Raw genomic sequence first — 25,100 nt, forward strand, 5'->3', positions numbered from 1 at the left:
CGAATATATCACCATATCCAGTAAAGTGGCTACATCATTTCATTAAGGAGATCTGTATATGACACAACATGCACCAATAATTGGGATTGATCTGGGAGCCACCAATATCAGGGTTGGATTGGTTGAGGATGGCAGGCTTAATGCACTTGAACGAAGGGAACTTCCGGAGGATAAATCCGTGATGTCTGTTCTCAATGTGATGACCGAAATGATAGAATCCGTTGATAACGGAGCGGAGGAAATCGGAATCGGTGTTCCCAGCGTCGTGGATTCGGATGAGGGCATTGTGTACGACGTCCAAAATATCCCCGGCTGGGAAAAAGTACACCTGAAAGACCTTCTGGAAGAGAAAACGGGAAAAAATGTATCCCTAAACAACGATGCAAATTGTTTTGCCCTGGGAGAGTACATGTTTGGGCATGGCAGAGGCAAACAAAACATGATTGGTGTGATCATCGGCACGGGGTTCGCGGGCGGTATTATACTGGACGGCAAAATATATGAAGGCCGTAACTGCGGAGCGGGTGAGTTTGGGATGATTCCCTACAAACAATCGATCCTTGAACACTACTGCAGCGGCCAGTTTTTCAGTCGCCTGGTGGGAGTGCGGGGTGAAGAGGTATACCAAAGGGCCGTAAACAATGATCCCGCATCCAAAAAACTCTTCTTTGAATTCGGCGGCCACGTGGCTGAAGCGATTAAGATAGTACTCTACACGTTTGATCCGGAGCTGATCATAATGGGAGGATCGGTAAGCTCCACCTTTCCGCTGTTCCGGGAGGGGTTTGAAAGTGAATTAAAAAGTTTTGGGTATCCCAACTCGTTAAAAAACGTTGAAATCATGGTTTCCAAAACCGAGCACGTTGCGGTGCTCGGTGCAGCGGCCTTGTGTGCCAGCAGCAATGTAAACGTCAATAAAACAGAAAAATGACTCTTCGCTTATTCAATTTCATGTTCATTCTGCTTGTTGCTGCACTGCTTGGAAGCTGCAGCAGCTCCATGGCACAGGATGGCAGCGTTACCGTAACGGTTCAGCATGCGGAACCGGGCATCCCCGTTAAATTCGGGCTGCCGTTTCCAAAAGGGGCATTACAATCACCCGACCATGTGCGCGTACTGAATGCAAGGGGAGAGGAGATCGCCTCGCAAAAAACGGAAGTGACGACATGGGAACCTGCGGATACAAGCATTAAGTGGCTTTGGGTTTTCTTCTTTGCAGATGAATCCGAAGAGTATACGGTTGAGTACGGAGACAGCGTGCGTCAGAGTGTATTTACGGAGAACCCGATCATTTTTAAGAACAATCAGCGCGAAAGCGGATTTGCAGAGATCAATACCGGCACGCTGCATATCAGGGTCAATAAACGCAATGAATCCGGTTTCATCGACAGGGTGCAGTTCAACAGCGAAATGAACGGTTTTGATGAAGAGCACACCATTCTAACCGGTATTGCGGGACGAGGCACGTTTCTTGACCTTCTTGACGATGCGGGCGTGGATACATCAAAAGCTGTGGTTCATCAGCATTTTATTGAGAAAGGATCCGGCCCCATGCATGCCATCCTGAGGGTGGAAGGCGAATACGAATACGAACGCGAGGGACATGAAAATGCTCCGTTTGTAACCTACCTGCACGCGTATGCCGGCAAATCTTATGTAAAAATACTCCATACGGTTACCTATACCGGCAAACCTGATAAAAGCAGTCCGCTGTATGGCCGGCAGCATGAGGATATCGGAACGCAAACTGAAAAGCTTGTGGATGAGGAAGTACGCAGCCGTGATCCGGGTCTTACGCAACCCAATGACCGGATCCGTTCTATGGGTTTTGGACTTCAATATCATCTTGAAGAGAATCAACAAATAACCACATCCCTGCTCGATGGAGACTGGTGGGAAGAAGGGGAGGCTAGATTATTTGAATATTCACTCGGTGAAGGAGAGAAAGCATCTCTGTTTCAAACCGGCCCGGATCCCAAAGGAATTCCCCCTGTTGCCAATTCCGGTGCGGATACCCGTATCGATGAAGGTTTTGTAGCCAGGGTTTCCGCAGGAGATGTTGTGACAGAGTCAGAAAAATCGGAAGGATGGATATCGCTGACCGATGGAAGGCGCAGCATCAGCATCGGAATGCGCAATATGATTGTTGAGTATCCGAATGAACTGGCAGTCAATTCCGCAAGAAACCTGTTACACGCTTACTCCTGGTCACCCAATGAGATTCCAATGGGTTTTGAACGTGCCGATACGGAGCCTGATGGAGGCATGGTGGGTAATTTTGCCCAGGGCCTTACCAAAACCACCGAAATGGCAATCAGCTTCCACGACGGAGAGGCTGATGAAGCTGCAATCCGTACCTCGCTGAACCTGGTTTTAAATCCCCCTGTAGCCCATGCGGGTGCCGATTGGTATAGCGATTCAGGTGTTTATGGTACATTTGCGGGCACAGATCACAATTTTCAGGGTCTGGAGCGCAGCGTGGAATATAAAATGAAATGGATGCTCTTTAATCGCGACTGGGAGCCATGGTACGGTACATTCGATTACGGTGATGTGAAAAATTATTTCTTCAATTATGAATGGTATCAGTGGGCCAACAACGAACCCGCACAGGATTTTCAGTGGTGGTTCAATTTCATGAGGAGCGGAAATCCGGAATATTACGATATGGCCAGGGATGCCAGCCGGCATACAATGGATGTGGACAATACGCACTGGCCCGTACCCCGCGATTATCGGGGTGACACCAACCGTTCCCTCGATTGGTTTGACCACGCGGCCCAGGATGAAATCTGGCCCTATGTGGGCATGGGCCGCCGCCATGCAGGGCAGCAGTGGATCTCCATGCTCTCCGCACACGTCTGGGTTCCGGGCTGGATTGCTTCCTACTACCTGGACGGGTACCACCGCGGACTGGATGTTGCCAAACTTACCGGCGACTACTACGTAAGGAGAATATTTGGTGGCCACGGACTCACAGGCCGAAGGCTCTACCTGTCAATCTGGAATCTGGCTGAACTGTACGACGCCACCAAGGATTATGATTATGGTAAGGAGCTGGACGACCGGGTAAATATCTTTTTGAAACTGCAGCGAGAACAGGGAGGCAGGGCCAATATCGACCGGTACGGATATTCGCAAAACTACATCTCACACGGGCTTTCCAAATACCTTCAGATGAGGGATCGTCCGGACGTGGAACGCGCATTGGTAACTCATGCCAGAAGCATGTACTACAATCCGCCGCTTGATCATGATATGGAGTCCTATCTCTCAAGCATTCATATGCTGTTGGTTGGGTATGACCTCACCGGCGAAGAGAACTATCTGCTGGAAGCCTGCAGTCGTTCAGGTCATCTGGTTATGGATGAACTGCCGCAGCCGTTTGAATCCTATTCAACCCAGCGTGACCTTGCTGATGCGCTCGAGGGCGCAAGCAATCTGCCAGGACAGGGTGAAGGCCCGTCTTTTCGTGGTGGCAGCCCGATATGGACATTTACCGGCGGGCTGCGCATTTATGGCTGGACTCATGCCTTCAATGTAGCCTACACCATAGATCGCCTCAAACAGCGGGCCAATACATCGGGGCTGGATTGTGCAGTCAGGTGAGGCAGAAGACAGAAGGCAGAAGGCAGAAGTGAAAAGGCAGAAGTGAAAAGGGAGTAATGAAAGGGACACGGGGTGGATCTGATTGGAGATTGGAGGGTGGAGATCTTTGATTTAGATTTTACCCTGCACCCTGCACCCTGCACCCTGCACCCTGCACCCTGCACCCTGCACCCTGCACCCTGCACCCTGCACCCCTTGGTCAACGAAGCTTATGCGTAGTTGACTGCTGCGTGCAGTTCACTTCGTGGGAATTGCCTGCGGCTCGGAGTTCAGTCCCGAGACTTTGGGATAGACTTTATACTCTTTTCAAAGTCAGGATGTATGTACCGGGGTTTCCTCATAAAGAAAAGCCATCCTGCTCGCGCAAAATGGCTTTTGTAGGCAACGTATCTGAGAGTTAGTCTATCATGACCCCAGAAATTGTTCGCCCGGCTCAGGGATCACAACATCCGTATCGCAGTACTCATTGGTGAACGATTTAAAATCTTCGGGTTTGCCCGTCAATACCGGAAAAGTACCGTAATGAATGGGAACAGCCATGGTTGCTCCAATCATTTCACAGCAGATCGCCGCCTCCTGTGGTCCCATCGTGTAATGATCACCGATAGGAACGGCTGCAACATGCGGTTGATAGATCTCACCGTAAATCTCAAGGTCAGAAAAGATATTGGTGTCGCCCAGATGGTAGAAACAGATGTCATCTTCAAAAGAGACAACCAGTCCGCCTGCTTCACCCGCATATTCACCATCGAATGAGGATGAGTGGTTGGCGCTGACCAGTGTTACGGAAAAATCATCAAAGTGTACGGTTCCGCCCTTGTTAAACTCTATGCGCTGGTCATCTTTCAGCCCCCTGTTTTTGAGCAGGTTTGAGAGTTCAACCTGAGCTACGACTGTGCATCCTGTTTCAGATGCCAGTTCGAGGGTGTCGCCTACGTGATCTTCATGCCCGTGAGTAAGAAGAATATAATCCACGTCATCCGGATGTTTGAATTGCTCGGGTGTAGACGGATTCTGTGATAAAAACGGATCAATATAAATAACACTTCCCGCAGGTGATTCCAATCGAAATGCAGAGTGTCCCATCCACCATGCTTTTATCTTTGTATCCATAAAATTATTTTGATTTAGTTGCTGTTTATTCAGTATAAGGTAAACAAAAGGCAGTCTGAATTCGTTGATAATCAGGCTAATCCATCAGATCTATTACGATTGCGGACAAATGCTCGCTAAAGGATTACCCGATGTATCAGCGCATGTATCGATCATCATACCGGAAGTTTATTATTTATGATGAATTTCCCATACAGATTGCTTAAAGTGGTAGAAGAAACCTTAAAAAAATAATCACCCTGTCGGTAAAATGCGGGCGGGAATGGCTGATGGACTCATTAATGGTTTACATTTTTTCTTTGTTCATAGTGTTCCATTTGAGTCAGTCCGTTACGTTTAGATCACCTTATTTCAGATTGAAAACAGAATTAAAATATGATAAATGATATGCCACACCGAATAAAACTGGATCCGGGTTCTCCACATAAGAAAAAAATTTTTGAACTCACGGATGTACTGCTCGACGGAGGAGTGGCAGTTATTCCAACCGACAGCCAATATGCACTGGTGTGCGACTACCAAAACAAGAAAGGAATAGACCGGATCAGGAAGATTCGGCGAATGGACAAGAAAAGCCACCTTACGGTAATGTGCCAAAGCTTGCAGCATGTATCTACCTTTGCAACGTTGACAGACGATAATTTTAAACTCATCAAGCGACTCATTCCGGGCCCTTTCACCTTTATTTTGCCGGCTACCCGCGAGGTGCCAAGGCTTCTTACTCACCCGAAGAAACGAACCGTGGGAATACGCGTGCCCGACCATCCCATATGCCTTGATTTAATTGATGAACTGGGGCATCCCGTACTTGCAACCACGGCCAAAATTCCCGGGATTGAACATGCCAATCCGGAAGACGGTGACCGGGAGCTATTTCTGAGCCGCTTTGATAATATTGTGGATGTGGTTGTAGACGACCAGGAAGAGCTGCCAGCCGTCGAGACAACCATTCTCGACCTTACCGGCAGTACACCCGAACTTCTGCGAAGAGGGCTTGGCCTGGAGAAGCTGGACGAAGCGCTGGCCCTGGAAGGGATGGAACTGAATGACGGGGTGCCCGTATGAGAATTGCGATTAACACCGGAGGAGGCGATGCACCCGGATTGAATGCGGCGATACGCTCAGCAACCCTATCGGCACTGCGAAGGGGCTGGGAAGTGATGGGTATTATGAATGGATACGGGTCTATCTACACCGAACATCCATTTAAGAAACTTACCTACGACAGTGTAAGAGGAATTACCATGATGGGCGGTACCATTCTGGGATCGGCCAACAAGGCAAACCCTTTTGAGGTGCCTGTCACAAAAAAAGATGGTTCGGTTGAGCTCGAAGACCGTTCGGATGCCGTTGTAGAGGAGTTTGAAAAGTACAGTATCGACGCGCTGGTGGCCATAGGAGGAGACGGTTCTATGCACATCGCCCATCGGCTGTCACAAAAGGGTCTAAACGTAGTAGGCGTACCCAAAACCATAGATAATGACATTTGGGGATGCGATGTTTCATTGGGCTTTGATACGGCGGTAACCACCGCAACCGAGGCCATCGACAGAATCAGAACAACTGCACAGTCTCATCAGCGCATTATGATCGTGGAGGTGATGGGGCGATATGCAGGATGGATAGCACTTCATTCGGGACTCTCTGCGTCGGCAGACGCCATTCTGATTCCTGAGATCAGGTTTAATGTCGACGCCATAGCTGAGAAAGTGATGGAACGGCAGCGGAAGGGAGACACCTACTCCATTATTGTAGCGGCCGAAGGGGCCGTTGAAGAGGACGGTCATAGATTTGTTAAAGGTAAAGAGCCCGGACAATCGGAGCAGCTTGGCGGCATTGGGGAGTACCTGGAGGATGTTTTAAGCGAAAAAACCGGCAAAGAGTCCAGATCACTGGTATTGGGACACCTTCAGAGAGGCGGCACACCGTCAACGTACGACCGGCTGATTTCTCTTCGCTTTGGAGCAGCAGCCATCCGTGCGCTGGATGAAAAGGATTTTAACCGCATGATTGTAATGCAGCAAAACAGCATAAAGCGCATACCGCTTGAGGATGTAGCAGGAAAGGTCAAAAACGTACCGTTAGACAGCGATACCATTCTTACTGCAAAAGAGATCGGCATATGCCTGGGTAATTCAAAGTGAGTTTTTTTGACCGGTTAAGAGCATTATCGGGAGATGAGCAGGACGCATCATCTCAGTGGGTTCATCTGTCAGAATTCAGCGATCTGAAAGAGCATGTAAATGGATCCGGAAAACCGGTTCTGATCTACAAACACAGCGACCGCTGCGCAACCTGTTTTATGACAAGAAGAGCCGTTGAACAGGTTATGGCAAACTATTCTGAGAGTGTACATTTTGTTTATGTTGATGTGATTCGTAACCGGGAACTTTCATCAGAAATTGCGCGTAAAACCTCCATACGCCACGAATCACCCCAGGTAATCATTCTGAAGAACGATGAGGCCGTCTTCAGTACTTCACACGGACGCATCCGTCAGGATATCCTGAACGAAGAGATAGAAAAGCAACTCCCCGGATAAACCGTACTAATTTTTTAACGAACTATTTTGTTGAAGAGACTGACCTACCTGACCCTGCTTGCTATCATATTGCTGGTGACCGGCTGTATGAATTCAGAGCGATCCGAACTGCCAGAAAGCCTCCGCGACCGTGATCCGCTTACAGTACTCAACGGCGGGAATGAAACCGGCCGGATTTCGCTGCAGCGGGATATTGCGTTTAAAGACTCGCTTCTTCTCGATCGCGTGAACGGTGTGGCGGTCGATGAATCAGGAGCCGTTCTGATTGCAGGTGAAGCCTGGGAGAGAAGGGAAGTTTACAGGTTCGAAACAGATGGAACCAGAACCGGAACATTTGGCGGATACGGCCGGGATGAAGGAGAGTTTCTTCAAATTGACAACATTCAGTTTTCAGGCGGAAGGCTTCATGTTTATGACGGTAAATCTGAGAGGATTACCGTACTGGATGCAGAGCGCGGTGAATTGACCCATTCATTAAGCGTGCGTTCTGAACAATACAGGGACTCGGTATCTGCACGTCATACGGTTGTAACACCGATTCACAGATATGAAAACGGAACCTATTTAATTGGTTTCAAAGATTCACGCAATCCGGCGTTTTTCCCGGAAAGAGAGGTGGTTTATGCAACGGTCAGCAGAACAGGTGAGCTACTGGCAGACTCTGTTCTGATCCAATCCGATAGCCGGTACCTGGTTGGCGATTATGCCGGAAAGCCCGCTGCATTTATGCTTGAGCGTCCGGTTCGCCCACTGTTGGCGGCCGACAGAACAGGCCGCATTGTTAGTGCAAATACCTCCGACTTTATTCTGGAAAAGCATGATCCGGAATATGGCCTGTTGAATACGATTTATCACCGATACGAACGTGCCCCGCTTGATAAGGAAGAGATCGTTGACGGTCAATTCAGTCACAATGAGCAGATTCTGAGAGTACGTCAGACGGCTGAATATCCGGAGAGATGGCCGGCTCTTTATTCCATGGTGAGTGACGACGGGGGGAGAATATGGGTGTCAGCGATTACAGAAAAGAGGCATGAATTCAAGTGGTATGTGATCCATTCTGACGGGCGTCATTCAACATTTCTTTGGCCTTCCGAAAGAAAAATTGTTCATGTGGAGGGAGGCTATGCCTATGTAGTCGAGAATGACGAAAACGGATTTGAGGATGTGGTCAGATATATTATACGGGAAGAAGGTTCTGCAGAATGACGTGTCAATGAAAAATTAAGAACACTTCGTGATTCAGATGATAGAATATGAACCCAAATAAGGCCTTTCAAAAGGGCTGGTTAATTAACGAACTCTGGTATCAAACCGGCGATTTATAACAAACACCATCACCCGTAATTCCAGGTAACCCCGCGGCCGATTTCCGGATCGGGGAACTCCCAGCTCACCGCTCCCTGGTCGCAGGCATACATGCATGTTCCACACTCAATACAATCTTCTACCTGAAAATGGACCTTGCCCTGGTCGTCCATGGTATAACAATTGGCCGGACAGACGTACGTAGTGCACTTGTGCGGGCAGGTGGAGTTGCAAATGTCCGTTTCAACCGTGATATGCGGTTTAATCTCCGATTTAGCCTGATTGCGGTAGCTCACCAAACCAAGCCGTTCCTGAAGTGATAAAAGCTTCATTCTAAATGATTATTGATTATTTATTATTGATTATTGGATATCCTCAGTCAAAATTAACCACTGACCACTGACCACTGACAAAATCCTCCTGCTAAAGCGCCTTCGCGCCTTTGGCTCCCAATTTAATCAGATCCCAATAGGAAGAGTGCCGTTTGATGGCTCCCCTGAGCATATCTTTTGATTTGGGAGTGGGCTCATTTTTAATGGTGAAAAACTGACGGCCGAAATCACAGATCAGGTTGGGAACGTCATGCTGCATTGTGGGTGTGTGCAGCAGGTGTACCGCATCCTGAAACCCGTTGATATCCTTCATGACGTAACTGTCGTCAAGTGCCTTGCGGTACCCGCTTAACGTGGCAGACGTGAAATCATTTTTCTCTTTTGCTTTCACGATGGTTTCGGCTGCAAGAATACCCGACCTCATGGCATAATCCATGCCTTGTATGGCTTTGCCGGCATTCATCAGCAGGTTTGCCGATTCACCGGCCAGAAGAACTCCGTCTTTATAGAGCTCTTTCGGCATAGCGCGTTTGTCGCCGGAAGAGACTACGTGAGCCGTATATTCTACAATCTCACCGCCTCGTATGATATCTGCAATTGCGGGATGCGACTTGAAATGATTCAGTACATCATGAGGACTCTTATTCTTTTCGCGCATATCCTTGATTCCGAGTACCAGTCCCAGGGATATGGTGTCGCGATTGGTGTACAAGAAACCTCCGCCTTCCACACCGTCGGTTGCCCACCCCACAAACTCATTGCTCATCCCGCTCAATCCGTTGAGCTGAAACCTGTCTTCCAGCTCCTTCTGATCGAAACGGATAATCTCCTTGATTCCGGTTAGCATATGATCGGCCGGCACGTATTGGGTCTGTAAACCCACCTGCCGGGTGAGAAGGTTATTCACCCCTTCCGCAATAATTACAGAATCTGCAAAAAATTCATCCTCTCCCGTTTTGATCCCCACCGCTTTGTCATCCTTCATAATTATCTGATCTACCAGAATATTGGTAGCGATAAAGGAGTCCATGGCGTAGTCGCTGGCATCGATAGCGTCCTGTACCTTATCGGCAAGCCAGCGGTCAAACTTGGAGCGCAGAACCACAACTCCGGAGTAGGGGGGCTCATTAAAATGAGAGGATTTGAAATCCAGTGAAAAAGTTGACTCTTCATCCATGAAGGTCAGCCGCCTGTGGTTGATAAAGCGCTCCCAGCCGGCCTCTTTCTCCTCCCAGTAGTCCGGAACCAGTTTAGCGAGGTCATGCCCCCACAGCACACCACCCGAAACGTTCTTGGAGCCTGCAAATTCGCCGCGTTCAATCAGCAGAAATTTCATATTGCTGCGTGCCAGAACCATTGCTGCAGCCAAACCGGCTACACCTGCTCCTACGATAATACAGTCAAACTTTTCGTCCATAAACAGTTATTTATTTAAAAGGCAAAAGGTCCCGATTCCCCGGGAGTAAAAGGCAAAAAGCTTCTCACTTTTCACTTTTCACTTTCTTCAATTCTTCAATAAAGGGAGGGAGTACCTTGTAGAGATCACCCACCAATCCGTAGTCCGCAATGTCAAAAATGGGAGCATCCGGATCTTTATTGATGGCTACGACAACCTTGCTGTTTGCCATACCCGCCACATGCTGGATAGCGCCTGAAATGCCTACGCCGATATAAAGCTGCGGGGATACCACCTTTCCGGTCTGACCGATCTGGAGGCTTGGATCGTACGCACCGGCCTCGGTAAGAGCTCTTGATGCTCCGATTCCGGCATTCAGAACCGAAGCCAGCTCGGAAATCAGTTCACGGCCCTCTTCGTCTTTTACACCGCGTCCGGCGGCAACAACGGCTTCAGCTTCATTCAGGTCAATACGATCGGATGACGCGGAGATAATTTCGCGCAGCGTAATTTTAAGATCATCGTCACTGAACGAAAAGGGGATGGAGGTAATTTCCGGATTTGTTTCATTCTCAGCAACATCGTAAGAGCCCGATCGCACGGAGATAAAAACAGGGCTTCCGGTAGCTTCTACGGCGGAAATGATTTTGGATGCCATTACGGGACGCTTGCCCTTTACACCCCCATCAGAAAGTTCAAATTCTGACATGTCGGGAAGAGCTGCTGCCTTCTTATTCGCAGCGAGAGCTCCCAGAATGTCTTTCGACCCTTCCGTCGATGCAAAAGCGACAACGCTGGGCTGGATTTCTTCCACCGCTTTCGACATGGCCCTCAGGAGAGGAGTGTTCAGGTGGTTTTTAAATATGGGGTCTTCGATCGTGTAGATCGCGGATGGTCCGTATTGTTTAAGTTCATCGGCGATTCCGGAGACGGAATCTGAGATTACAATGGCAGCAGATGTGCCGCCATGCTTTTCTGCAAGCTGGTTGCAGCGCGATAAAACCTCAAGCGATGAACGTTTAATTTTTCCGTCGTTTACAGAGATGTAGGTAAGCAGTTGAGTACTCATGAAAATTCTTTTTCAGGTATGGTATGGTTATTCGAATGTTATTGCTGAAATCAGATTACGTTGGCTTCGGTATCCAGCAGACGGGCTACTTCCCGTGCGATATCTTCAGGTTCCCCTTCAAACTTTTTGCCGGGCTCCCGTTCTGGTTTTTCTTCATATGCCAGAATAGTGGTTTTGGCACCTGCTTCAGAGGCAGATCCGCTGAGATCGGATATGGCAATGGTATCCACAGGCTTTCTTTTAGACTGCATAATACCCTTAAGACTGGGAATTCGGGGATCGTTCATGTCGTTCGAGCAGGTAACAAGTCCGGGTGATGGCAGTTCAATCATCTCCTGTCCTGTATCGCCCTGTCGTTTAACAACCAGGGATTCTCCGTTCGCTACCAGACCCACCGCGTTTGTGGTATATGGCAGATTCAGCATTTCTGCCAGCATGGATCCGGTTAAACCGGCATCGGTATCCTGGCTCTGTTTGCCGCACGATATGTAATCATACTCTTTGTCTTTAAAAAAGGCAGCCAGAATCTGCGCGTAACCGTACGAATCATACGTTTCGTCAGCGTCAGACAAGATGTGTGTGCCTTTGTGAGCTCCCATTGCGAGGGCTTTTCGCAGCGTCTCTTTGGCTTTTTCGGATCCTATCAGAACCACTTCAACCTCTCCGCCGTGTTTTTCCGTTAAAACAAGTGCTTCTTCCACGGCTGAAGCATCATAGGCATTCAAAATGTTACGGTCGGAATCCTGTATAAGATGTCCCTCTTTGATCTGCAGGGGAGCGTTGACGTCGGGTACCTGTTTAATACAAACGTAGAATTTCATGCTTGATGATTTGATTTAGATTCAACGATGAAACCGCTTTTTTGGCATTTCTGAAATATACGAAACGAGAAATAAAAAACTTATCTGCATTCCTGATTGCATCAACAGGAGAGCAACCCCTCTCATTCCGGTCACCGGCAAGCAGATCCGGCGATCAGAACGAATTTCATAGCATGCTTGAATTGAACAGTGGGCTCGTGAATAGGTTCGCAATGTGCTCTTTTGATTCCTCGGTCAGGGCGTAACCCAAAATACTATCAGTAATCAAAATAGTATTTAATTGATAAATAAATTAAAATCAATAATTAGTGTAATTTTACATTTATTATCAAATTAACTTGCAACGAATTGGGGCTACGTTACTCTTGTCTGTAGAGTGATGCCGTCTAGGAGTGAAAAAATGTTGACTTAACCGATAAGCTTTAGTGAAAAAAGTATTAATTGTAGAGGATGATCTGATCATCGCTCTTTCAGCCGAGAAGATGATTCAGCGTCTGGGCCTGGAAGTTCTTAAAGTTGTGGATACCGGTGAAAAAGCGGTTGAAACGGCACTCAACAATAAACCCGATATTATTCTGATGGACATCCGCCTGGCAGGTGAGATGGACGGGGTTGAAGCCGCCTTCAGAATCAGGGAAGAGCTGTCCAAACCGCGAATTATTTTTGTTACTGGAAATGCGGATCCCGGATACCGGACCAAAGCGGAAGGAACCGGCTATGAGGCCTACCTGGTAAAGCCGATACGCCTGGAAGATCTGAGAAAAATCATTGGTTAGAGAGTTTCCCATTTCCGTTATATTCAGGGCAGTTCTGAAGGAAACTGGAATTGTCTACTGAAACCTTGATTCGAAACAGGTCAATAACACGCAATGCGGCACTGATTCTGCTGGCGACATTCGCCGGTTTGATATGGGCGGGCGACTACTCTTTTGATGAAAGGGTTGTTACGCTTCGCTATCTGCTTTTTGCCCTTTCCGGACTCATCGCATTTATAACGCCCTACCTGCTTTTCCCCGATCCCGGAGTGACTCTTGTTCAGCTTGCAAATCTCACAAAGGGACGGCTGATAAAATACATCGTATCCCGTTACATCACGTGGCAGTGGCCCCTGCTGTTGCTCATCGCCAGTATTATTCTGGGCGATACACAGGCTCCGTTCAGTGAATTTTCAAACAAATTGCTGTATGCATTTTATGGAGTGTTTCTATTCGTAGGATTGAATTTAATTTCGCTTTCAAGGTACTTGCGCAGCGGGTCAGACTCACAATTCTGGCAGGAATCGGAAAAGGGTCTTCGAATCAGAAAGCAGGTTGCCGATTACATGAAGTATCCGCTCGACCCGGGATCCATTCCCAGTATGATAAATACCATTGCGGTTTCCGTTACGGGTATGATGGCCGTTGTGGCAGGCGCTTTCCTGGGTGAAATGTATGGCAGTACGGTTGAACTGCTGACCGCTGCAGCTGTCTTGATTTTAGGACTGATTTCATTTGTTAAATTGAGGGTGCAAACCGCCCTGCACTACTATGCCACAAACGCATTTTATAATGAATTTTTTAACTCCGGGAGCGGGGATGAATCAACAGTGGAACGCAGAAAGGCAGATCAGTTATGGTGGGTGCCGTTCGAATTAAGGGCAGGGGTTTGGCAGTTTCTTCAGCAGATTGACCGGAAGATACCTGCAGGCCGTGCCGTGCTGGCGGGACACTTTTTAATATGGTTTGTAGCCTACCAGAGGCCGGGTGAAGAATTCATCACTGTATTGTGGATTATTTTCAGTGTAGTTCATCACCTTTTTATTCTTCTTACCATGCAGAAAAGCATGGCCCCGAACTGGCTGCTGCGATGGATCGATTCGCCTTTCAATTGGTTTTTGATTCGGTTTTGGATGCAGCTGCGATGGCTCGTACCCCTTTTTGTCAGCATGAACGCGCAGCTGTTTGTGTTTGGATATCCAAAATTACCGGACCAACTGACGGTGATGGTTTTCTACCTGCTGAGCGGTGCACTGCTCTCGGCAGCGGGAGTCTTCCGGATGAAAAGATCTGTTCAATAGTCTAAATTAGCCACATGATTTCTGTAGAAAATCTTACCAAGCAGTACAAAGCGGGAAAACCTGTTTTTAAAGGAATTTCCGAGACGTTTGAGTCAGGAAGGTGCATCGGGATATTTGGTCCCAATGGCTCAGGCAAGACCACGTTCCTCAGGATATTGTCGGTAAACTCCTTTCCCACATCCGGTACGGTCTTGTACAACGGTATCAATATTCATGAGGAGCCCGGAAAATATCTGGGCCATCTGGGGCTGGTTCACGATGAAGAGAGCCTGCCGCTGCATCTAACAGCCGGGGAGCTTCTGGAGTGGATTCTCAGGAAGAGGAAGCTGTGGGATAACGGCGGTTCAGGGAAAATTCAAGAAATTTTTGATCGTCTGAGCCTACCCGAATATCATGACCCAATGGGTACCTACTCCACAGGAATGAAAAAGAAAGCGCAAATTGCCGCTGCTTTCATAGTGAAACCCGATGTGCTGATAATGGATGAACCACTGCGGGGGCTGGATCAGACCACCCGTGGAGTGGTAACCCGAATGATCGGTGAAGCTCGCGGGAGGGGAGCCCTTATCTTCATGTCGTCGCACTCGGCCGAAAACCTGAGCGAACTGTTTGACGATCAGCTGGAATTTCCAATGAAAAAATAGCTTAATTCTCTGATCCGTTCGAATCAGGCCGGTCAGCACGCCCGCCAAGCGATACATAGCGGTAGGGCTGTATAGTGCCCCCGTACTTCTTCGTATACACCTGGGTGAAGACGGCACCGAGCAGAATAGTCTGCACATTGTAGTATACCCAGAGAATCAGGATTACCAGGGATCCGGCTGCACGGTAAGCGGCTTCGATGTCGGTGCTGGTAAAATAAAAGCCGATGATATATTTGCCTATCAGGAAAAGGAACGTTGTGACAAGCGAGCCGATCAGCAGATCTTTCCATGGAGCGTTCACATCCGGAAGGATTTTAAAAATCAGCAGAAAGAAAATAGTGGAAAAACCAATTGTTCCCAGCTGTGCTGAAACCCGAAAAAGAGCCAATTCAAGGTCGGGCACAAGTCCCACAAAAAATTCTGCAACCACCGCAAATGCAGCTTCAGCAAGCAGAGAGAAGATCAGCAGCAGGCTGATAAGGATAATGATTCCAAATGAGAGAAGCCGGTTCAGAAGAAAATTCCATACAGAATGAATTCGTACTTCCGATACATTCCAGATCCGGTTCAGCGTTGATTTTAGCTGCCCAATCACCGCAGTTGCACCAAAAACCACAATTACCAAGGCAAAAATGGTAGTGAGCAGGCCTTCTCCTTCCGTTGCTTTGCTCTCCATATAGGAGGTAAGAAGGTCCACGGTATCCGGATCAAGCAGGCGGGGCAGAAACTCCTTGATCTGTGCCTCAAACATCTGCTGACTCAGGAACAGGTTTCCAAGAGCTACAATCAGGATAAAGAGCGGTGCGAAGGAGAAGATGGTATAGAATGCAATGGCAGCCCCCTGGGTGATAATATCATCCTGTCCGGCTTTCCGAATGGTTTCTGCAACCAGGTATTTAATCTTTTGTATCATAGGCACACACTATAGCGGGAGTGACTCGAGGCAGGCATCCAGTTCGGCTGTGGTGTTATAAAAATGAGGGGCAATACGCAATACTCCTTCTCTGGACGAGATGGTAATCTTCTTCTTTTTGAGTTCATCCGTAAGCGCCTGTACATTTTCAATACGATCGATTGTGAAACTTACGATACCTGCGCGATGTGCATCATCTGCCGGAGAGATCACCTTCACACCGCTAAGCCCCTCCAGCCGGCGGGTCAGGTATCCCGAGAGGGTTAATACATTCCGGCTGATCCTTTCATAGCCAATCTCCTTAAACATTTTAAGAGAGGCACCCAGTCCCGCAAGTCCAATCATGTTGGGCGTTCCTGTTTCAAGATGTTGCGAATAGGGCAGCCAGTCCTGTTCATACTGAAACAGATCCCAGGGTTCTTCAACCGACAGCCATCCGGTTTTACTGGGCTGCAGTTTTTCGGCGAGTGACGGAGCCGTGTAGAGAATACCGGTTCCCATTGGGCTCATCAGCCATTTGTGGCTGCCGCTTGCGAGAGCGCTGATGCGGCAAGCCTGAACATCAATCGGAAACGCACCCAGACACTGAATGGCGTCGACCACAAACCACACACCGCGTTCTTCACAGAGCTTGCCAATCGCCTCCAGATCGGCATGATATCCGCTGAGAAACTGAACTGCGCTGATGGAAACTACCTTTGTTTTCGGGTTGATCCGCTTCTCAATCATAGATGCGGTTATTTCATTCTGGGGAGTGTCGAGCACGCGCGTTTTAACCCCCCGCGATGCAAGCGCACGGTAGGGCTGCACATTGGTTGGAAACTCCATGCTGTTGAGCAATATTTCGTCACCGGCTTCCAGCTGTAACCCTTCCGCAACAGCGGATATTCCGTCAGAGGTATTCCCGGTAAACGTGATGGCTGACGGGGAGTCTGCATTCAGATAATCAGCAGCCAGTTTGCGGGTCTCTTCGCTGATCTTCATGCACTTTTCCAGGTTGTCGATTGGACCGGATTGCCTTTCGAGGATAAACGAATCAATCGCATCCTTCACACGAACGGATATCGGGGATATGGCAGCGTGATTCAGATAGATATGACCTGTTTGCGTGTGGGGAAACCAGCTTCGCACATTCTGTTTAAAATCCATTTCTGTGGATGCTTCAATCATCTTATTCAGCGGTTTGTTCAATTTGTGTGACTCCGGCGCTCACTGCAAACTTCATGGCATCAGCCGGATTTATGTTTACCGGTTTGATGCGGGACGGCTCAACCAAAAACAGGTTTCCGGAAAAGTTATAGGAGTGGGGGCAGTAAACTGCAACCCTGTCGGGCAGGCCCAGAAAGGAAAGATCTTTTTCCGTTATAAAACCCAGGCGATCAATGCCATCGGTAAGTGTAACAATAACAGGCCGGTTAAACTTCTTTTTGTCACCAACAAAGGCTTCAATAAAGTCTTTAAGGGCGGTATAGATAATTTTTACCAGCGGTATGCGCGCCAGAAGCTGATCAAAATAGGTAAAGAGGGGCCTGGAAATGGCACGGCTCACAATAAAACCAAGCAGCGCAATAGCAATGAGCGCCGTTACAACGCCCAGGCCGGGTATATTTATAGGAAGCCATTGATCAAAAAGGGAAGAAAAAGCATTATCAATCCAGTTGATCAATTGCAGCACAACATAGAAGGTTGCAAAAATCGGAAAGATGAATAGAAGTCCCCGAAGGAAGTAATTGAAAAATGTTTTCATTGAAGTTGTACTATAAGGGTTTACGGGCACGGTATGATAGAGTGCGTGCCGGCTGAAAGTTACATAAAATGAAGCACAGAATGGGAAAGCCCTCATTAGAGCCAGGTTGGAGCAACTTGTTTGAGGCAGCAATCAGCAGATGAGGTTCAGCACTTTTTTTTCTATTTTAACAAGCTTGATACAGTCATATTTACAACGCTCTAATTGAAATCCATGCCAGTTAAGACTTCGGCTGAAATACGCCGGGAATTTCTCGATTTTTTTAAGGAAAAAGGCCATCTGATTGTTGACAGTGCACCCGTTGTGCCTCAAAATGATCCTTCCCTGTTGTTTACAAATGCGGGAATGAACCAGTTCAAGCCAATATTTCTCGGTGAAAAGGAGGGGCTCAGACGCAATGGCAAACTATGGCAGCGGGCAGCGGATACCCAAAAGTGCATCCGTGTGAGCGGCAAGCATAACGACCTGGAGGAGGTGGGCCACGATACCTACCATCACACCCTATTTGAGATGCTGGGAAACTGGTCGTTCGGAGATTATTTTAAGGAAGAGGCTATCGAGTGGGCCTGGGAGCTTCTTGTAGATCGCTGGGGACTTGAACCCGACCGATTGTATGCTACGGTATTCGGTGGTGATTCTGATGATGGACTACCGGTTGATACGCAAGCTGAAGAGCTCTGGCGGTCAAAAACGAATATTAATCCGGATCATATTCTCAGGTTCGGCCGGGCGGACAATTTCTGGGAGATGGGTGAAACCGGCCCATGCGGACCGTGTTCGGAAATCCACATCGACCTGCGCAGTGAAGAGGATCGCAAAAAAATACCCGGTGCGGAGCTTGTAAACAGGGACGACCCGCGGGTTATGGAAATCTGGAATCTGGTATTCATTCAGTTTAACAGGCAGCAGGGCGGTTCGCTGAATAAACTGCCCGCACAGCACGTGGATACCGGTATGGGTTTTGAACGGATCAGTGCTGTTCTGCAGGGTAAAACCTCCAACTACGACTCTGACGTATTTCAGCCGATTATACAGAATATCGGATCGATAGCGGGCAAGTCGTACGGTACGGACGAGTCTACCGATATTGCGATGAGAGTGATCGCAGACCATATACGAGCGGTCAGCTTTTCGATTGCAGACGGCGCTTCTCCCTCCAATGAAGGCAGGGGATACGTGATCCGGCGTATTTTGCGTCGGGCCGTTCGATACGGATGGGACAGTCTCGGATTACGGGAACCGTTTATGTTCAGACTGGTACCCGTACTGGCTGCACAGTTTACGGATGTGTTTCCGGAACTGCACTCTCAGCTTGAGTTTGTGCAAAACGTTATCAGGGCGGAAGAGAAAAGCTTTCTGAAGACACTGGGCCAGGGCATTGAACTGTTTGAATCCGTGATCACTGATTCCAATAAGATTTCAGGTGATGATGCTTTCAAATTACACGATACATACGGATTTCCGATCGATCTAACCCAGCTCATGGCCAGGGAAAAAGGAGTGGAAGTGGATACGGAGCGATTTGAAGAACTGATGAACGAGCAGAAAGAGCGCGCACGCTCATCCGGCAAGTTTATGGCATCGGCAAAAAGCGAGATAGAGTGGACGGTGGTAAGCGATGAAGGGTCACAATTTGTGGGATACGATGAACTAGAAACGGAGTGCTGCATCATTGCTTATGCAACCGAAAAGAAAAAGCATTTTCTGATCCTTGACCGTACTCCGTTTTATGCCGAATCGGGCGGGCAGGTTGCAGACACCGGGACTCTTGTACAGAATGGCAAAACCATCCATGTTGTGGATGTTCAGAAATCAGCCGATGGCCATGTTCATGAAGTGGACGCACTGCCGGATGACCCGTCCGGGACATGGCTGGCTTCGGTGCACGGAAAGCGCCGTGCAGAGATTGAAAAGCATCACTCTGCCACTCACCTGATGCATGCAGCACTGCGTGAGGTGCTTGGTGAGCACGTATCACAGAAGGGATCGCTTGTAGCCCCCGACAGGCTCCGGTTCGATTTTTCACACTATGATGCTCTGAAGGAAAACGAGCTCAATGAAATTGAGGCATTGGTTAATAAAAAAGTGCGCGAGAATATTCCGCTTATAGAGGAACGGGACGTCCCGGTCGGAGAGGCCAGAAAAAGGGGTGCAATGATGCTTTTTGGTGAAAAATACGGCGATCGGGTGCGTGTCATCACGTTCGATCCTGGCTTTTCGGTTGAGCTTTGCGGAGGCACGCACGTCAATGCAAGCGGAAGCATCGGATATTTCCGTTTTACGGGCGAAACATCGGTTGCATCCGGAATCCGGCGGGTTGAAGCCGTAGCAGGTGAAGCAGCGGATTCGGAACTGAGACAGGAAAAGCTCCTCGTGGAACGGGTACAAACTCTGCTGGGGGCTCAAAAAGATGTGGTTGCCGGCATCGAGGAGCTTATGGCAAAGAACAAAGAACTCGAGAAAGAGCTGCAGCAGCTGAAACAGGCTGAAGCGGGGGATGCCCTGGATACGGTACTGGCAAGCGCGGCAGAGGTGGAAGGAGTACAGCTATACACCGGAACCGTGCCACACGCAGAAATGGATACGCTGAAACAGCTCGGATACGAAGCCATTCAAAAAACAAAGGAGCGGAGTGTTATTGTGCTGGGTTCTGTGGATGAGGAGTCAGGGAAAGTGTATCTGATGGCTGCTCTGACGGACGATCTCGTTGGCAGAGGAATAAAAGCCGGTGCACTGGTTTCAAATCTTGGAAAGATTGTGGGCGGAGGCGGCGGTGGCCAGCCCAATCTGGCCACGGCAGGAGGCAGGTTTCCCGATAAACTGCAGGAAGCAATGGATGCTGTAGCCGGCTGGATAAAGGAACAGCTGTCATAAAACGCGGATTGCTTTCTGAAATCTTTCAAATATTGGGTATATTAATCGACTAATCTGAATATGAATTTTTAGGACTAAACCTGAGTATGGCGAAAAAACAACAAGAAGCTTTTTTTACTCCTATTGGGTTAGAAAACAGTACCAACGGCAAGGTTGAAAAGTCTGTTGATCTCCCGGAACCCACTGAAAAATCCCATAAGGATCTCGACTTGTCGGATGATGATGTGCTGTCGATGTATGAACAGATGTATCTGCAGCGACGGTTCGAGGAACGCGCCATGCAAATGTATCAAAAAGGTAAATTTGGCGGATTTCTACATCTCTACATTGGTCAGGAGGCCGTTTCTACGGGTACAGTATTTGCACTGAATGATGATGATGATATCATTACAGCCTATCGCGACCATGGCTGGGGACTCGTCCGGGGTGTCACACCCAAAGAAGGAATGGCTGAGCTGTTTGGCAAAGAAACCGGGTGCTCGAAAGGAAAGGGCGGCTCGATGCACTTTGCAAAGGTTGAAAATCACTTCTGGGGCGGCTACGGAATAGTAGGCGGACACATACCGATTGGCGGGGGAATTGCTTTTGCAAATAAGTATCAGGAAAATGATCGCGTTACCGCCTGCTTTTTTGGCGATGGCGCGGTTGACCAGGGAGCACTTCACGAAACACTCAACATGAGTCAGCTCTGGAGCCTTCCATGCATCTACGTGGTAGAGAATAACGGGTATTCCATGGGTACGTCTGCCCGGAGGCATACCGTTAATGAAATTCACGAACGATCGAAAGGTTACGGAATGAAAAGTGCTGTTTTCAACGGGATGGATGTGTTCACCGTGTACGAAAATATGCGGAAAATAGCTGAAGAGGTTCGCAAGGATTCCAAGCCGTGGTTTGTGGAGATCCGTACCTACCGATACAGGGGACATTCCATGTCGGACCCTCAAAAGTATCGAAGCAAAGAGGAGCTGGAGGAGTACCAGAAAACAGATCCTGTTGAACGGCTCAAGAAGTATATTATCGACAAAAAGGTAGCCGGCAAGAAAAAGATTGAGGAAATCGAAGAAAGAATCGAAGAAGAGGTGCTCGAAGCTATAGACTATGCGGAGGATTCTCCCTTCCCGGAAAATGAGGCTCTCTTTGAAGATATGTACGCGGATGAACCCCATTTTCATGACCGCGATGACTTCAAAGGGTTTTAGGATCCGTGCACACTCCTTCAAACAAAGACTTTCAACACAATACTATCCGATATAATGGCTGAATTACAATTTAGAGAAGCAATACGCGAGGCGATCGATGAGGAGATGGACCGCGACGAACGCGTTTTTATCATGGGTGAAGAAGTTGCTGAATACAACGGAGCCTATAAGGTTACAGAGGGCATGCTCGACAAATACGGTTTCAGGCGGGTGATCGATACACCGATTTCAGAGCTTGGATTCGCAGGCATCGGTGTGGGTGCCGCCATGAATGGCCTTCGACCCATCGTTGAGTTTATGACCTTCAACTTTGCCGTTCTCGCTGCCGACCAGATTATCAATCATGCGTCAAAAGCCAGGTATATGCTGGGCGGACAGCTCGACATCCCCATCGTATTCCGGGGTCCCAATGCTTCTGCAGGGCAGCTGGGAGCAACCCACTCGGTAGCTTACGACTCCATGTATGCCCAGTTTCCGGGGATGAGCGTTATCTATCCCTCTGAGCCGGATGATGCAAAAGGCCTGCTGAAATCAGCAATCCGAAACAATGACACGGTTCTGTTTATGGAATCGGAGCAAATGTACGGTATGAAAGGCGAGGTTTCCGAGGAGGAAGATTACATCATACCGATCGGCAAAGCGAAAGTAAAAAGAGAAGGTGACGATGTGACGATTGTGGCATCGGGTAAAATGTATCATATCGCAAAACAAGCCGCTGATCAGCTTGAGAAAGACGGTGTGGAAGCGGAGATCATCGATCCCAGAACAATAAAGCCTCTCGACATTGAAACCATTATTGAATCCGTAAAGAAAACGAATAGGTGTGTGATTGTTGATGAAGCTCACCCATTTGGAGGGTTGGCGGCTGAAGCCGGATTTTTGATTCAGCGTGACGCTTTCGACTACCTGGACGCACCCGTAAGAAGAGTAACGCTGCCCGATGTAAGTGCACCGTTCTCAAAATCACTCTTTGATCTGTGGCTGCCTGATGCAAAGCAGGTAATCCAGGCCGTGAATTCAGTAACCTACAGGGGCTGATTCCGTGAATGGATAGCGTCTTTCAGGATGAGTATGCAGGCATAGGCAGATGCTCATTTCAGCATTGCCTTTTGCATTTTCACTTGCTAATGTACTTTTGTAAAATTATAACCGATATATATTTCAACTGAAGAAATACGATGGCTGAAAAAATAGAGATGCCCAAGCTTAGCGACACAATGGAAGAAGGAGTGATCGCCAAGTGGAATGTGAAAGAAGGGGACAAAGTGGAATCCGGCGATGTAATCGCTGAAGTGGAGACCGACAAGGCAACCATGGAGGTTGAGGTTTTTGATGCCGGCACCATACTGAAGATTTTGGTGGATGAAGGGGATGCCGTGCCTCTGGGCGGTGCGATGGCCATTGTGGGTGAAGAGGGTGAAGACATAACCGGCCTGCTTGAGGAGAACGGAGAAAAAGAGTCCGGAAAAGAGGAGCAGAAGAAAGAGAAAGAAGCGAAAAAGGAGAAATCTGAATCCAAAGGCTCATCCGGGGATTTTGACCCGATTCTGGGGGATGTAAACGGTAAAGACAGCTCTTCAAAAACCGGAGGAACATCCGGGACTGCACCATCAACTCAGAGCGATGAAAACGGACGAATCAAGGCCTCACCATTAGCCAGAAAAATGGCTGAGGATAAAGGAATTGACCTTTCATCTGTATCAGGTTCAGGACCTGAAGGCCGTATTATCAAAAAAGATATTGAAGAGTATAAGGAGAGTGCCGGTACTGTTGCAGCCGAAGCGCCATCCTACGCCTCCGAAGAGTCGGAAGAGGTGAAAATTTCTCAAATGCGTAAAGCGATTGCGCGGCGGCTGTCGGAAAGCAAATTCAGCAGTCCCCACTTCTATGAGACGATTGATATCGATATGGAAGCCGCAATGAAGGCGCGTGCCTCCCTGAATGAAGTGAGCGAGGTAAAAATCAGCTTCAATGATATTATTGTGAAAGCCTGTGCACATGCACTGCGCCGCCATCCCGACGTCAATTCGTCATGGATGGATGATGTGATACGCAGACACGGCGATGTGAATGTAGCCGTAGCCGTTGCCATTGATGAAGGACTTATGACTCCGGTTATCAACCATTGTGACAAGAAGAATCTGCGGCAAATCTCATCCGAAACCAGGGAACTTGCGGAGCTTGCACGCAACAGAAAACTGCAACCGGAGCAGATGGAAGGCAGCACGTTCACCATCAGCAATCTGGGTATGTTCGGCATTGAAGAGTTTACTGCAATCATAAACCCGCCCAACGCCTGTATTCTGGCCGTGGGAGCCATACGAGACGTACCTGTAGTGAAAAACGGGGAGGTTGTACCCGGTAAGCGCATGAAAGTAACGCTTTCCAGCGATCACAGAATTGTAGATGGTGCAAAAGCCGCACAATTTCTGAACACGGTACGGCAAATGCTGGAGAATCCGCTCTCTATGCTGCTATAGCAAAACGACCCACTGAATTGGATATCAAAATCAGCCCCGGCTCTGTCCGGGGTTTTTTGTTTAGATAATACCTCTGTTGACCTGAAGCAGGCGGCACAATTCAAATTGGCCCATTCCTTCAGAGATCAGAGATCGAATTTTGCCAATCGCATATCATAATGTGCCTGTACTTATAATCAGCCAGAGAGATTCTAAATGATAACCATTTAACTACCCGTCTTGAGCAAACCCCTGCACTGAACCTATTCCCGCCCCGGATAATTTTTTGAATAAATACTGCACTATTCATCAGTTCATAAACCGGTAATTAAGGGGTACGCTTTTCTACCTATAAGCCGTACGCCTTTTTACCGATCTCATTTTTGGGTTTGATAAGGCTGAAACTCTAATGATTGTAAAAACCGGCTTTTACCAAAATACGTGCCGTTTCGGTATAGGCAGGAACGCCTATTTTGAGTTTGAACCTTTATAATATTAAGAAAATCTAATACTTTTAATCAGACGGTTAAGCGGCCTGTTGGTTTGAAGATGAAGGCCGTCAGCAGTTACGCATACAAAAGAGAGAGAGGTTGATTGTAATATGGTTAAACTCATATCAATAGTAATCATCTTGACAACTTTGGAACTATTCATCACGGAACCAAGCAGTGCTCAAAAGCACAATTCCAGCGTAATGAATGTGCGTGTGGAAGTGGTTGACGGACTGACTGTTCAGGCTGCGGAGAGCAGCGGACGTATTTTATTACAAAACAGCAGTGTGCCATACGGTGTTTTCTCACTGCGATCTGCACGTGGAACAGAGATGTTGATACGCGCACAAAAGGATGTTGAAATGAGGTGTAAAGATGAAATCTGGACAATGAAAAGTGAATTGGCGGTTAAAGAACAGTCAAACGGTACAATTGTACTCGGTCTTAATACAAGTGAAAAGTTTGTTAGTCGTAGTAAAGGCCTACACAGGGGTACTCAATCCCTAATAATTGAGTACCTGTAA

At 48.1% G+C, this 25,100-nt stretch carries 22 protein-coding genes; 14 read left to right on the plus strand and 8 right to left on the minus strand.

What is annotated here, in order from left to right; all coding sequences use genetic code 11:
- Positions 1 to 58 precede the first annotated feature (58 nt).
- On the plus strand, positions 59 to 931 hold the full coding sequence (locus DDZ15_RS06500; protein WP_109646266.1) for an ROK family protein: 873 nt from the start codon (positions 59 to 61) through the stop codon (positions 929 to 931).
- Positions 928 to 3,609 carry an exo-rhamnogalacturonan lyase family protein gene (locus tag DDZ15_RS06505; protein ID WP_146198531.1) on the plus strand — a complete coding sequence of 894 codons (2,682 nt, stop codon included), beginning with the start codon at positions 928 to 930 and terminating at the stop codon, positions 3,607 to 3,609. Before DDZ15_RS06500 ends, DDZ15_RS06505 begins: the two co-directional genes overlap by 4 nt.
- A 405-nt stretch (positions 3,610 to 4,014) precedes the next feature.
- Here DDZ15_RS06505 and DDZ15_RS06515 read toward each other — a convergent pair whose 3' ends face one another.
- Entirely contained in the window at positions 4,015 to 4,722 is a 708-nt protein-coding gene (locus tag DDZ15_RS06515; RefSeq protein ID WP_109646269.1) for a metal-dependent hydrolase, read from the minus strand.
- Between the two features lie 387 nt (positions 4,723 to 5,109).
- On the opposite strand from DDZ15_RS06515, the gene DDZ15_RS06520 reads away from it, so the two are divergent.
- The 4 genes from DDZ15_RS06520 to DDZ15_RS06535 are packed head-to-tail and all read left to right on the plus strand — an operon-like array spanning position 5,110 to position 8,473.
- Entirely contained in the window at positions 5,110 to 5,787 is a 678-nt protein-coding gene (locus DDZ15_RS06520; protein ID WP_158278637.1) for an L-threonylcarbamoyladenylate synthase, read from the plus strand.
- The gene (locus DDZ15_RS06525; protein WP_109646271.1) at positions 5,784 to 6,866 is read left to right on the plus strand and encodes a 6-phosphofructokinase; all 1,083 of its coding nucleotides are present in this window, start codon (positions 5,784 to 5,786) and stop codon (positions 6,864 to 6,866) included. Before DDZ15_RS06520 ends, DDZ15_RS06525 begins: the two co-directional genes overlap by 4 nt.
- Positions 6,863 to 7,264: a bacillithiol system redox-active protein YtxJ gene (ytxJ, locus tag DDZ15_RS06530; RefSeq protein WP_109646272.1), complete on the plus strand. Its 402-nt coding sequence runs from the start codon at positions 6,863 to 6,865 to the stop codon at positions 7,262 to 7,264. Before DDZ15_RS06525 ends, ytxJ begins: the two co-directional genes overlap by 4 nt.
- Positions 7,265 to 7,294: 30 nt before the next feature.
- A complete protein-coding gene (locus DDZ15_RS06535) occupies positions 7,295 to 8,473 on the plus strand; it encodes an NHL repeat-containing protein (RefSeq protein ID WP_109646273.1) in 1,179 nt (392 codons plus the stop codon).
- A 128-nt stretch (positions 8,474 to 8,601) separates the two neighbouring features.
- On the opposite strand, the gene DDZ15_RS06540 is transcribed toward DDZ15_RS06535, so the two are convergent.
- The 4 genes from DDZ15_RS06540 to DDZ15_RS06555 form a co-directional block, all read right to left on the minus strand.
- Positions 8,602 to 8,904: a ferredoxin family protein gene (locus DDZ15_RS06540; RefSeq protein ID WP_109646274.1), complete on the minus strand. Its 303-nt coding sequence runs from the start codon at positions 8,902 to 8,904 to the stop codon at positions 8,602 to 8,604.
- A 91-nt stretch (positions 8,905 to 8,995) separates the two neighbouring features.
- Entirely contained in the window at positions 8,996 to 10,321 is a 1,326-nt protein-coding gene (locus DDZ15_RS06545) for an FAD-dependent oxidoreductase (RefSeq protein ID WP_109646275.1), read from the minus strand.
- 64 nt (positions 10,322 to 10,385) lie between these two features.
- On the minus strand, positions 10,386 to 11,369 hold the full coding sequence (locus DDZ15_RS06550; RefSeq protein ID WP_109646276.1) for an electron transfer flavoprotein subunit alpha/FixB family protein: 984 nt from the start codon (positions 11,367 to 11,369) through the stop codon (positions 10,386 to 10,388).
- A 50-nt stretch (positions 11,370 to 11,419) separates the two neighbouring features.
- Positions 11,420 to 12,190 carry an electron transfer flavoprotein subunit beta/FixA family protein gene (locus DDZ15_RS06555; RefSeq protein ID WP_109646277.1) on the minus strand — a complete coding sequence of 257 codons (771 nt, stop codon included), beginning with the start codon at positions 12,188 to 12,190 and terminating at the stop codon, positions 11,420 to 11,422.
- 425 nt (positions 12,191 to 12,615) lie between these two features.
- Here DDZ15_RS06555 and DDZ15_RS06565 point away from each other — a divergent pair, with 425 nt between their 5' ends.
- Genes DDZ15_RS06565 through DDZ15_RS06575 form a run of 3 tightly spaced genes read left to right on the plus strand, consistent with a single transcriptional unit; the run spans position 12,616 to position 14,890 of the window.
- Positions 12,616 to 12,966: a response regulator gene (locus DDZ15_RS06565; RefSeq protein ID WP_109646279.1), complete on the plus strand. Its 351-nt coding sequence runs from the start codon at positions 12,616 to 12,618 to the stop codon at positions 12,964 to 12,966.
- 50 nt (positions 12,967 to 13,016) lie between these two features.
- Complete coding sequence (locus tag DDZ15_RS06570; protein WP_109646280.1) at positions 13,017 to 14,246, plus strand: hypothetical protein; 1,230 nt, start codon at positions 13,017 to 13,019, stop codon at positions 14,244 to 14,246.
- 14 nt (positions 14,247 to 14,260) lie between these two features.
- Positions 14,261 to 14,890, plus strand: coding sequence for an ATP-binding cassette domain-containing protein (locus DDZ15_RS06575; RefSeq protein WP_109646281.1), 630 nt, complete (start codon positions 14,261 to 14,263; stop codon positions 14,888 to 14,890).
- A gap of 1 nt (position 14,891) precedes the next feature.
- Here DDZ15_RS06575 and DDZ15_RS06580 read toward each other — a convergent pair whose 3' ends face one another.
- From DDZ15_RS06580 to DDZ15_RS06590, 3 genes are read right to left on the minus strand one after another with little or no spacing between them, the layout of a single operon-like run.
- On the minus strand, positions 14,892 to 15,803 hold the full coding sequence (locus DDZ15_RS06580) for a YihY/virulence factor BrkB family protein (RefSeq protein WP_109646282.1): 912 nt from the start codon (positions 15,801 to 15,803) through the stop codon (positions 14,892 to 14,894).
- 9 nt (positions 15,804 to 15,812) lie between these two features.
- The gene (locus DDZ15_RS06585) at positions 15,813 to 16,973 is read right to left on the minus strand and encodes an aminotransferase class V-fold PLP-dependent enzyme (RefSeq protein ID WP_109646283.1); all 1,161 of its coding nucleotides are present in this window, start codon (positions 16,971 to 16,973) and stop codon (positions 15,813 to 15,815) included.
- A 1-nt stretch (position 16,974) separates the two neighbouring features.
- Positions 16,975 to 17,550 carry a DUF502 domain-containing protein gene (locus DDZ15_RS06590; protein ID WP_109646284.1) on the minus strand — a complete coding sequence of 192 codons (576 nt, stop codon included), beginning with the start codon at positions 17,548 to 17,550 and terminating at the stop codon, positions 16,975 to 16,977.
- A 213-nt stretch (positions 17,551 to 17,763) separates the two neighbouring features.
- Between DDZ15_RS06590 and alaS the strand changes: the two genes are divergently transcribed.
- The 5 genes from alaS (at position 17,764) to DDZ15_RS06615 (ending at position 25,100) form a co-directional block, all read left to right on the plus strand.
- Entirely contained in the window at positions 17,764 to 20,424 is a 2,661-nt protein-coding gene (alaS, locus tag DDZ15_RS06595; RefSeq protein WP_109646285.1) for an alanine--tRNA ligase, read from the plus strand.
- Between the two features lie 86 nt (positions 20,425 to 20,510).
- Positions 20,511 to 21,626: a pyruvate dehydrogenase (acetyl-transferring) E1 component subunit alpha gene (gene pdhA, locus DDZ15_RS06600; RefSeq protein WP_109646286.1), complete on the plus strand. Its 1,116-nt coding sequence runs from the start codon at positions 20,511 to 20,513 to the stop codon at positions 21,624 to 21,626.
- Between the two features lie 54 nt (positions 21,627 to 21,680).
- Positions 21,681 to 22,664, plus strand: coding sequence for a pyruvate dehydrogenase complex E1 component subunit beta (locus DDZ15_RS06605; RefSeq protein WP_109646287.1), 984 nt, complete (start codon positions 21,681 to 21,683; stop codon positions 22,662 to 22,664).
- A 140-nt stretch (positions 22,665 to 22,804) separates the two neighbouring features.
- Positions 22,805 to 24,106, plus strand: coding sequence for a pyruvate dehydrogenase complex dihydrolipoamide acetyltransferase (locus DDZ15_RS06610; RefSeq protein ID WP_109646288.1), 1,302 nt, complete (start codon positions 22,805 to 22,807; stop codon positions 24,104 to 24,106).
- 619 nt (positions 24,107 to 24,725) lie between these two features.
- A complete protein-coding gene (locus DDZ15_RS06615) occupies positions 24,726 to 25,100 on the plus strand; it encodes a hypothetical protein (RefSeq protein WP_146198533.1) in 375 nt (124 codons plus the stop codon).

The organism is Rhodohalobacter mucosus, assembly GCF_003150675.1.
Classification (GTDB): domain Bacteria; phylum Bacteroidota; class Rhodothermia; order Balneolales; family Balneolaceae; genus Rhodohalobacter; species Rhodohalobacter mucosus.

What these genes read in the sequence shown, in the direction of transcription:
- DDZ15_RS06515 (WP_109646269.1), bottom strand. Translation starts at nt 4,722, where the DNA reads ATGGATACAAAGATAAAAGCATGGTGGATGGGACACTCTGCATTTCGA.
- DDZ15_RS06610 (WP_109646288.1), top strand. Translation starts at nt 22,805, where the DNA reads ATGGCTGAAAAAATAGAGATGCCCAAGCTTAGCGACACAATGGAAGAA.
- DDZ15_RS06580 (WP_109646282.1), bottom strand. Translation starts at nt 15,803, where the DNA reads ATGATACAAAAGATTAAATACCTGGTTGCAGAAACCATTCGGAAAGCC.
- DDZ15_RS06590 (WP_109646284.1), bottom strand. Translation starts at nt 17,550, where the DNA reads ATGAAAACATTTTTCAATTACTTCCTTCGGGGACTTCTATTCATCTTT.
- DDZ15_RS06545 (WP_109646275.1), bottom strand. Translation starts at nt 10,321, where the DNA reads ATGGACGAAAAGTTTGACTGTATTATCGTAGGAGCAGGTGTAGCCGGT.
- DDZ15_RS06585 (WP_109646283.1), bottom strand. Translation starts at nt 16,973, where the DNA reads ATGATTGAAGCATCCACAGAAATGGATTTTAAACAGAATGTGCGAAGC.
- DDZ15_RS06555 (WP_109646277.1), bottom strand. Translation starts at nt 12,190, where the DNA reads ATGAAATTCTACGTTTGTATTAAACAGGTACCCGACGTCAACGCTCCC.
- DDZ15_RS06540 (WP_109646274.1), bottom strand. Translation starts at nt 8,904, where the DNA reads ATGAAGCTTTTATCACTTCAGGAACGGCTTGGTTTGGTGAGCTACCGC.
- pdhA (WP_109646286.1), top strand. Translation starts at nt 20,511, where the DNA reads ATGGCGAAAAAACAACAAGAAGCTTTTTTTACTCCTATTGGGTTAGAA.
- DDZ15_RS06550 (WP_109646276.1), bottom strand. Translation starts at nt 11,369, where the DNA reads ATGAGTACTCAACTGCTTACCTACATCTCTGTAAACGACGGAAAAATT.
- DDZ15_RS06605 (WP_109646287.1), top strand. Translation starts at nt 21,681, where the DNA reads ATGGCTGAATTACAATTTAGAGAAGCAATACGCGAGGCGATCGATGAG.
- DDZ15_RS06520 (WP_158278637.1), top strand. Translation starts at nt 5,110, where the DNA reads ATGCCACACCGAATAAAACTGGATCCGGGTTCTCCACATAAGAAAAAA.
- DDZ15_RS06505 (WP_146198531.1), top strand. Translation starts at nt 928, where the DNA reads ATGACTCTTCGCTTATTCAATTTCATGTTCATTCTGCTTGTTGCTGCA.
- DDZ15_RS06575 (WP_109646281.1), top strand. Translation starts at nt 14,261, where the DNA reads ATGATTTCTGTAGAAAATCTTACCAAGCAGTACAAAGCGGGAAAACCT.
- DDZ15_RS06500 (WP_109646266.1), top strand. Translation starts at nt 59, where the DNA reads ATGACACAACATGCACCAATAATTGGGATTGATCTGGGAGCCACCAAT.
- DDZ15_RS06525 (WP_109646271.1), top strand. Translation starts at nt 5,784, where the DNA reads ATGAGAATTGCGATTAACACCGGAGGAGGCGATGCACCCGGATTGAAT.
- alaS (WP_109646285.1), top strand. Translation starts at nt 17,764, where the DNA reads ATGCCAGTTAAGACTTCGGCTGAAATACGCCGGGAATTTCTCGATTTT.